Annotated in this window: 10 protein-coding genes; 6 read left to right on the top strand and 4 right to left on the bottom strand. The window is 46.8% G+C overall.

From position 1 onward, the window contains the following. The coding region (tnpA, locus tag BUA75_RS14935) for an IS66 family insertion sequence element accessory protein TnpA (protein ID WP_423219881.1) at positions 1–232 on the bottom strand (232 nt) is incomplete at its 3' end. 289 nt (positions 233–521) lie between these two features. Here tnpA and BUA75_RS14940 point away from each other — a divergent pair. The 3 genes from BUA75_RS14940 (at position 522) to BUA75_RS14950 (ending at position 3531) form a co-directional block, all read left to right on the top strand. Next, positions 522–1748 (top strand): hypothetical protein, encoded by a 1227-nt coding sequence (locus BUA75_RS14940; protein WP_129583689.1) that lies wholly within the window; start codon positions 522–524, stop codon positions 1746–1748. A 19-nt stretch (positions 1749–1767) separates the two neighbouring features. After that, positions 1768–2865, top strand: coding sequence for a DNA cytosine methyltransferase (locus BUA75_RS14945; protein ID WP_242650352.1), 1098 nt, complete (start codon positions 1768–1770; stop codon positions 2863–2865). A 237-nt stretch (positions 2866–3102) separates the two neighbouring features. After that, positions 3103–3531 (top strand): very short patch repair endonuclease, encoded by a 429-nt coding sequence (locus tag BUA75_RS14950; RefSeq protein WP_072875381.1) that lies wholly within the window; start codon positions 3103–3105, stop codon positions 3529–3531. Positions 3532–3554: 23 nt separating this feature from the next. On the opposite strand, the gene BUA75_RS14955 is transcribed toward BUA75_RS14950, so the two are convergent. From BUA75_RS14955 to BUA75_RS16005, 3 genes are all read right to left on the bottom strand, one after another. Next, positions 3555–3992, bottom strand: a complete 438-nt coding sequence (locus BUA75_RS14955) for an endonuclease NucS domain-containing protein (RefSeq protein ID WP_072875382.1) — start codon at positions 3990–3992, stop codon at positions 3555–3557. Further along, a complete protein-coding gene (locus BUA75_RS16000; RefSeq protein ID WP_072875383.1) occupies positions 3967–4362 on the bottom strand; it encodes a DUF7669 domain-containing protein in 396 nt (131 codons plus the stop codon). The genes BUA75_RS14955 and BUA75_RS16000 overlap by 26 nt, the downstream gene beginning before the upstream one ends. A 90-nt stretch (positions 4363–4452) precedes the next feature. Beyond that, complete coding sequence (locus tag BUA75_RS16005) at positions 4453–4596, bottom strand: hypothetical protein (RefSeq protein ID WP_165612049.1); 144 nt, start codon at positions 4594–4596, stop codon at positions 4453–4455. A gap of 328 nt (positions 4597–4924) precedes the next feature. Between BUA75_RS16005 and BUA75_RS14965 the strand changes: the two genes are divergently transcribed. The 3 genes from BUA75_RS14965 to BUA75_RS14975 form a co-directional block, all read left to right on the top strand. Beyond that, complete coding sequence (locus BUA75_RS14965) at positions 4925–6172, top strand: patatin-like phospholipase family protein (RefSeq protein WP_072875385.1); 1248 nt, start codon at positions 4925–4927, stop codon at positions 6170–6172. Positions 6173–6187: 15 nt separating this feature from the next. Then, the gene (locus BUA75_RS14970) at positions 6188–7120 is read left to right on the top strand and encodes a ComEC/Rec2 family competence protein (RefSeq protein WP_129583690.1); all 933 of its coding nucleotides are present in this window, start codon (positions 6188–6190) and stop codon (positions 7118–7120) included. A 349-nt stretch (positions 7121–7469) separates the two neighbouring features. Next, positions 7470–7913 (top strand): hypothetical protein (locus BUA75_RS14975; RefSeq protein ID WP_129583691.1); only part of this gene is annotated, 444 nt, incomplete at its 3' end.

Below are 7913 nucleotides of genomic sequence, written 5' to 3' on the forward strand. Positions count from 1 at the left end.
CTTCAGTCGCAAACTCGTCCAAGCGCACCGGGATAAAACGCGGCTCAACATCATCGCGCCCCTGGCTGTCGTGGGCGGTGTCCGCCTTAAACTTGCCGACCCAATACCTCAGCTGGTGCTCCTTGACCTGATGCGCGGCACACCATGCTGCTCCGGTTAACCCGCTGGCCCGAAAGTCCGTCACACGGGCGCGCCAAAGCTCGCGAAGTTCTTCTAACTCGGCTTTTGTCACGATGATCCCTCCATGACTGGATTCTGGAGGGGATCATCTCGCAGAAGAAGGACTAACGCTAGGTGTGCGCTATTTGACGCACACACTTCGTCAATTAGCCAGCCGAGTTTTGGATCCTGGTGGCTGAGGTGGTAGATTACTTCTTCACCTATTTGAGTCAAATAATCGTCCTCCAGAAAGGTGTTTTCCAATTCAGTCTAACGCACAAAGTCAACGGTCGAGAAGGGGAAAGATTTATCATGGAGAATTTTTAGCTGGTAGGATACGACAAATGTTGGGGGTAGGGGACGTGCCTGAATTTGATGTAGCAGAAGCATTTGCGACACGGCAACCATTGAGTCCAAAAACATCAGAACTAAGTTTGGTGAATGAAGTTATTCTTCAGGGTATGCGCCTCTCAAAATCAGCAGGTATTCCACTGTCCGAAATTCTCGCTGCTGGATACGATTTGATCTTAATGGCCGAATACTACAAAGATGTTACAAACACAGGTTGGGGGTATTGTCCGGAACATTCACCGCATTTGTTTTACCCCTACACAAATACGTGCCCACGATGCATCTTTCATGGCGAATTTCACTTTACACCCGGAAATAAGCCCGGTTCCGGGAGGATAGGTGAAAGAACACGTCGACTTCTATGTGTGTATCTGCAACAAATATTTCTCCACCTGTCAAAACCTCTCGACGTTTATTTGGGGAGTGAGCCGGTGGACGTAATGATTCACGATCCGCAGAAAAACTGCCTATTGCTTGCAGAGGTCAAGGCGTCACCACTCTGTACCTTGCCGCTTGCGACGCCGACGAGTCGACTCACCGGGAAAATCGATGAAGAAGTGATGGAACTGCCTCACCAAGAAATTCCCAATACGAGCTTGAGTAATGAGAATATATTTGTGCTCCTTCCTCGTATGGGGGATTCTTCATCTTGGACGATCGACTTGATTGATTTAGGAAAAATGGAGTCGGATGATTCATGGGCGTACGATGCGTTTGATAGATTGTTGAAGGGGAATGTTCACTTTCTCAAATGGTTCGTTGATTTTTGGAGAAGCGCCTTTGATGCCTACTCAATTCGTGATACCATGAACAGTGTATTCTGGCTCACAAACGGGTGTGGACAACCTTCCCCAAGACCTGCTCACTGGCCCAGGAGGGCTGGTTCCGGATACGAATCAGTGTCCGATGGGAAGACAAGTGTCGGTATGGATCGCACCGACGACATAAAGAAAGGAATCTACCAAGTCCTCAAGCTTGGTGTAGAAGGTAAGCTGAATACTCACGAATTTGATGTGAAGACCGCTCTATTGTCCAACGTCCACGCTGCCCGCCATTACGAAGAGTATTTGGCGAGTCTACAAGACATCGTTTGGACGTGGGATCCTTCTGGTACAGTAAAGAAAGCGGGTGACTTTGAGAGTGACAAATCAATATACAACCTCTTTGATGGAATCTTATCCTTTACTCGAAACGTCACACGTGACGAATGGATTGCGGACAATTTCAATTTCAAATGATACCGAGCCCCACCTGTCAGTGGCCAATCATGTTGCTCGCAAGGTAGGTCCTATGGTGCAAAGGAGAATCAATGCACTCGGTATTGGGCAAAAGATGCAAGACTTACCTGAAGAGTTGTGGCACGAAAGTTTCAGGTATTACGTAAAGGAGGATCCAAATCGCCGTGGCGGACCGAATCTTAGAATGATTCGGTTGGATCCGTCCAAACCGTCCCTGACGGTAACAGGGTACATTTTCAACAAGTTTGTTCACCCCTACGAGAATCGATTTATAACAGTGAGGGAAGCGGCACGCCTACAAGGGTTCCCTGATAAATTGGTATTTTCAGGAACATTAACAAGCATCCAACAGCAGGTGGGTAACGCAGTACCTGTTCCCTTAGCAGAAGCCGTTTTTCGTTCAGTAACCGAGTATGCGAACCAGTTGGGTTTCACATCTCCACTCCGGGCATTTAGCCTATTCAGTGGAGCAGGGGGTTTGGACATCGGAGCTGACTTGGCCGCATCTGGGAGAGTTTCTATAAAAACTGAGGTAACACTGGATTCATGGCATGATGCTTGTACCACCTTGAAGGGGTATTATGGACACTGTGCCACGGTTGTAGAAAGTGACATAAGCAAGATTGCTGATCCACTGAAATTGTGGCGAGATATTACCGGGGGTAGCCAGAGGCCAGATTTAGTGTATGGGGGCCCACCCTGCCAAGCTTTTAGTCAGGCTGGTAAACAACGTGGGGTAGCGGATCCTCGGGGTGAGTTGATATTTGAATTTCTGCGATTTGTGGAAGAACTCTCCCCATCATTCTTTGTTATGGAAAATGTTTCAAACTTGAAAGGCATGTCTCGAGGTGCTTTGTATGATCACATCATTCAACGTATGGATGAAATGGGGTATTGTGTTTCATCCGATGTGCTCTTAGCCGCAGACTACGGCGCTCCACAAATGCGTCGCAGGGTGATTTTTATTGGTTGCAAGAAGGATCTTGGCAGGGTTTGTTTGCCTACGCCAACGCACAGTGAAGTTCCGGACTTGTTTGTCTCCAGACCTTATATGACTGTTGGAGAAGCGTTTGAAGGTTTGCCCTCAGCGACATACTCTGACGGCTCGAGATCTTAACGTATTGGAAACGGGTGGCCGCCTTGTCTATCGTCGGCCACCTTGTTTTCTTGGTTTGGAGAAGTGGGCTCGACCAAAGAATTTTCATAACGATACTGAGATCAGAAGTGCATGCTTTTTCTCGCAAATGATAACGTTAAAGCCATATCAGGGTGCCCACGAACGCCCGCTTTTAACATGGAAAGCGGATGATTTGTGTGTTGAAAATGAATAAGAGCGGAACAGTGGAGCCCTCTTATGACTGATAACGTTTCACGTCGCCGAAGAAGTGAAATAATGAGCGCCGTACGTTCCAATAACACCTCGCTGGAACTTCGGGTCCGTAGAGAACTATGGCGAAGAGGATTTCAATTCCGCACCAACGTCAAAGACCTACCTGGAAAGCCGGATATCGCCATCAAGAAGCTGAAATTGGTCATTTTCATTGATTCGTGTTTCTGGCACGGATGCCCAGAGCACGTACGAATGCCGAAGAGTAATGTAGAGTATTGGACAACAAAAATCGAAAAGAATAAAACAACAGACAAAACTATCACGGAACATTACCAAGCTATGGGATGGCATATCGTGCGCATATGGGAGCACGATGTGAAAAGTAATTTTGAAAACACAATGGATAAGCTAGTAAAAGTCATTCGCAAACTGAAGCAAATTCCCCGGCCATAATGTTTGGCATCGAATGGTCGCACTCAATTACCAAGTGATACTTCTTCAACCGCAAAACTAACCTCGTAGCGGAACAACGACACATTTGGCACAATCGAAGCCGCATACTTCAGCTTACTGTCGATGTCCCCAGCAACGATCACGCCGTGAACTGGCTTAGAAGGGCTTAGATGAGAATTCACCCACCCCATATACCTGAGGAGCTGCCCAAGAGACTGGTCGGCGCCTTTGCTCAGTTTCAGCTCAAACACAACAAATTCATCGTTGTCGTTTAATGCCAGGATGTCAATCCGACCTACCTCTGTTTGGTACTCAACACCGTCTGACCCAGAGTCATCGACGAATAAGTGTAACTTCTGGTTACCGACAGAGATTGAGGGGAGGTGCTTCGCAATAAAATCTCGAAGATGGCTCTCCAACGGAAAGAGTAAAGTATCATTGTTGGGGGCAATCCGGGGCACCGACATCCTCGCCTGAGGGCGGCACTGGCTGCTGCGCTTCGCCCACTTTTGATACGTATAGTTTTCCATCCGCATGAGCTTGGATTTCCCAAACGCCATGTTTTTGTGGGTCATACAGTTCAACTTGCCCTCTGCCAATGTGGTATAAGAAGTCGTATTGGGATGTGGCAGATCTGGGTTTTTGGTTCTCAGGCCAATTCACTCGTGATTGCTTGTTGACGCAGCTAGAAAGAATTGTGCAGTTGATGGTGTTTTCGTTCACCTGACCGTATTTTTGGAATATGTGGGGTTTGATTTGACTGTATGTTGTTCCACTGGCGTATTCCGCTGCCTCTTTTACCATTTGCCATACATAAGGTTTGGTGGTCATCGGGTTCCACCCTTGGAGTCTTTACCTGAGGACTGTTCGTAATGATTCATGTATGGATCGGTGTATATAATCACGCCACGCCTGCGGCATTCAACTTCGATGTGTATAAAGGATTTCATTGGCCTGCGCATCATTGTCTTTGAGAAAGGCAACGTCGGCCAGTCTGAGTAACACCAAGAGATCGTCGGGGATATCTGACTTTTGAAGGCAATAGATCCGGTCATCAATTGACATTGAAGCACCTCACTCATCTTTGTTCATATTATTTCAAACCGCAATTTTTTGCGAGATGCATGGGGCGGCAGTGTAAGCGACTTTCTCCTACATACCAAAAACATAATGCATGGTGGCAAGAAGACGGAGTAGGCATCACTTTCTTGAAATGATACTATGGAGTTGATCGATGCCAAATGTTTCACCCATAGGAACAATTGGGTAGAAACCTGGGGGACACCGCCGAATAATATGCGGATGTTGGCCAACGGCATACTCGCCTATTGGGGCAAATCAAATCTCAAATGCAGCCTTTTCAAAGTAACGGATCTGGGTGAAGGTGATAGGAATGCCATATACGTTGTGTCTATCAGGCGGTGGGTTTCGGGCGACACTTTTTCACTTGGGGGTAATTCGGCGCCTCATTTTTTTAGGAATATTCGATGAAGTAAATAGAATCAATTCGGTGTCTGGGGGGTCGATAGCTGCTGGAGCTTTAATGACTCAGCTGTCTTTGTCACCTTTTGAATCGGTCGAGGACTTCGATCGGCGTGTAATCAGACCAGTTGTGGAGTTTATTCAGAGCTCGCCGAGAGGAAACATATACAGGATAAATCCTCTGCGGAAAAACCCGCAGAAGTTCGTTGAACTACTTGACTCGCAACTGTATAAGGAGAAGTCGTTCGCCGATCTTGTCCCGAATCCGGAGTGGACATGCTATGCCACCTCCTTAAACTCGGCGTTGTCGTGGAAATTTTCCCAAAAGGAGATTGGTGACTCGGCAACTGGACACACCCAGCCCTTTCCCCGTGACAAAGTTGCTTTTGGTGTGGCAGCTTCGGCATGTTTCCCTCCCCTATTCAAACCAATAGAGTTTTCCACAGTGGATCGAAGCTTCGTGTTCAAGTATATGGAAGGGCAACTTGTAAACCGAACCAATCCATCTCCGCCAAACCGGATCTTACTAACCGATGGTGGAGTGTACGACAATTTGGGATCCGAGTCCGTGATAACCAAAGGAAATGAATTCATAGTTTCGGACGCTTCTGGTATTACTCGGCATTGGCGCAACGATATACCCACATTCCTTTCGGAGGTCAAGCGCCCAGTAGAAATCTCAATGGACCAAATCGGTAAGCTACGAAGGCGCTTGTTATTTGAACGCTTGATGAAATCGGATAGGAATGTTCTCGTTGAGGCAGCAAAGCCAATTTCAATATACACAAGCTCGGAGAATCCGCAGAAGGTGTCTCCTACTCCGCCCGACGAAATGCCGACTTATCCAAGCTTTCCCGTTGACTTCGAAAAGGCAATAGGGGAGATTCGTACGGACCTAAATGCGTTTCATGATATAGAGATACAATTGTTGATTTGGAATGGAATGGTGAAAGTGGACGCTGCTCTCAAACGATGGGTTCCATCTATTATAAATAAGGCGCATTGGAACGATGTTCCGCAGGTTAAGGGAATTGATGTTGAGGAAGCTATGGCAATTCTTCGAGCAGGCAGAGAGGTTAAGGTATGGGGGCGGTTGCATGATAAACTTCACATCGATGGTAGGCCGAGATTCGTCGAACAAATCTCCGAATTACTTTGAGAGGGGTGAATGGCTGTGAAAATTCATGTTCTGCATGTGAAAAACGGGCAGTGTGTTATTGTGGATCACGGGTCAAGAAAATCGTTGGTAGACATTCACAAACTTTCCGAGTCAGAAAGGGCAGAAGAACAGGAGGTATCAGAGGAGAAGTTCTCTAAATCCTCAGCTGGCGGATATGTTTATAGGGCTACCAACCCAATTTCGTACTGGACGGACGTCATTGGTAATAAATCTGCGTTTCGGACAATCATAACACATCCAGACAAGGACCATATAACTGGAATAGACGAATTCCTTGATTCTATCGGAACGATAAATATGTGGATGCCCACGCAACACATTGACACTATCCCTGATAACGACGACGGCAATCGAATCAAGAAGATTGTCAATGGCGAAGAAACGGGAGTAAAGTTCATTGAACCCAAGCGAGACTCAGACAGCGAATTTTTTGGGACAGGGAACGCTGACTGGGATCAAATTCAGATTCTGCACCCAACCTCTTTTCACGAATCAGAATCGGCAAACCAAGGATCATACTTAATTAAAATCCATCACGGCAAAAGCTCGGTAATCATAGGTGGTGACACTGGGAAAGAAACCTTCGAATGGTTGTTGGATAAGCATCCAGACGATTTGAAATGCACAGTATTTGTCGCATCTCATCATGGAAGGCAAACCGGCTGGCCTGGTCAAGATGTGATGGAACATATGAACCCATTGATGGTTTTGATTCCGAAAGGAAAAATACCCTCCAAGGATTCCGCACTCGGAAACTATGCAAGGGTGTTGGGGGCGGATAGGTATCTCACGACTTCGTATGCCGGGAATATAAGGGTAGAGCTTAATAAGAAGGATGACATCAGTTCATTCGAATGCGAGCGAGAGTTTGTAAATAAACAGCTGTCCGACGTTTTAGAGAAGGCTCGTAGGTTACGAAATGGATAGTTTTCTCTTGAATTCACCATCACCATTGTGCGTATGGTGAACATCCAGCGGACCATACGTTTGCCCATATCTTGCCCATATGCTATCCGTGACCGCTCGTGAATAGCCGTTAAATGCCACCCCGGGAAACCCTGATTTCTCAGGGATTCCGGGGTTGGATGAGACTATCTAAAACCACTCGTGACGTCTCTGACCGAATTCCTAAACCGCGTCTTATAATTCAACCTCACTCGTACACTTTTCTTCTTTCATATCTAGAATAGTTGCGCCGTCCAGATTTCCGCTCCTTCATAATTAGAGGAATCCCTGCTCAAAATGTCCAATTTTTCCTCCCAAAAGGAGGGATTGGATGCTTGAAATTTTATTCTCCTGCTTACTGACATTTTTCCTCAACCTTGTGTTGCTGGAATGGAGGTTACGAAGAAAAATGCTACAGTCGGACTCCGAACGCAAGGAGCATTTCTACCGGGATGCCTATGCGATCTACGAAAAACTTTTGTTGCCATACAGCTTTCCCGGCTGGATACGTTGGACAGAAGAAGACAGCACGTTGCAAGCTGTTTGGGATGAACTGTTCACATTTTCCCAAACCTGCGAATCACTAAGTTGGTTGGATCGCCAGGAATTCGCCCGATTTGATCCGGATGTGCGCTGCTGGAATCGCAAACAAAAAGAGTTGTTTCGATATCTCATCCAGCAACTGTATCTCGGATACTGGACGGTCAATGCCAAGCAACCTTCGCTCTTCCCACAGCGAAGCGTACTGTACAGGATTCGCCAAACATGCCGCGGT

This window comes from Alicyclobacillus tolerans (assembly GCF_900142255.1).
Classification (GTDB): Bacteria; Bacillota; Bacilli; order Alicyclobacillales; family Alicyclobacillaceae; genus Alicyclobacillus_I; species Alicyclobacillus_I tolerans.

Bases quoted from the DNA above. Each gene is read 5' to 3' on its own strand.
- BUA75_RS14950 (WP_072875381.1), top strand. From the start codon at position 3,103: ATGACTGATAACGTTTCACGTCGCCGAAGAAGTGAAATAATGAGCGCC.
- BUA75_RS16000 (WP_072875383.1), bottom strand. From the start codon at position 4,362: ATGACCACCAAACCTTATGTATGGCAAATGGTAAAAGAGGCAGCGGAA.
- BUA75_RS16005 (WP_165612049.1), bottom strand. From the start codon at position 4,596: ATGTCAATTGATGACCGGATCTATTGCCTTCAAAAGTCAGATATCCCC.
- BUA75_RS14965 (WP_072875385.1), top strand. From the start codon at position 4,925: ATGCCATATACGTTGTGTCTATCAGGCGGTGGGTTTCGGGCGACACTT.